Raw genomic sequence first — 501 nt, 5'->3', positions numbered from 1 at the left:
GCAGCGATCGAGCGATTGAAGGATGCCGGGGTGTCGGTGCGGATGCTGTCGGGGGATACGGCGGCCGCCTGCGGCGAAGTCTCGAAAATGCTGGGTATCGACGACTTCATTCCGTGCTTGCTGCCATCCGGCAAGGTCGAATGCATCGAGACCCTGGCAAGAGAGGGACAGCGGGTTCTGATGGTTGGCGACGGCCTCAACGACACGCCTGCACTGAGCGCGGCGCATGTGTCGATCGCGCCGGCTACCGCGGCCGACATCGGCCGCAATGCCGCCGATTTCGTATTCCTGCGTGAAAGCCTTGCGGCAGTGCCTCTCGCGCTGGACATCGCGCGCAAGGCGGGGAGCCTGATCCGCCAGAACATCGCGATCGCTATCGGCTACAATGCGGTCGCCGTTCCGATCGCCATACTGGGACACGTCACGCCACTGATCGCTGCGATCGCCATGTCGGCCTCATCGCTGCTTGTCATTGGAAATGCGCTGCGCCTGCAAGGCTTC

Annotated in this window: 1 protein-coding gene; it reads left to right on the top strand. The window is 63.5% G+C overall.

Annotated features, from left to right (window positions below):
• The coding region (locus tag NKJ01_RS36345) for an HAD-IC family P-type ATPase (RefSeq protein WP_352735414.1) at nucleotides 1–501 on the top strand (501 nt) is incomplete at both ends.

The organism is Mesorhizobium sp. M0276 (genome assembly GCF_040321755.1).
Lineage (GTDB): Bacteria > Pseudomonadota > Alphaproteobacteria > Rhizobiales > Rhizobiaceae > Mesorhizobium.
The sequence above is the reverse complement of the archived record's forward strand: the minus strand, read 5'-3'. Positions and strand labels throughout refer to the sequence as shown.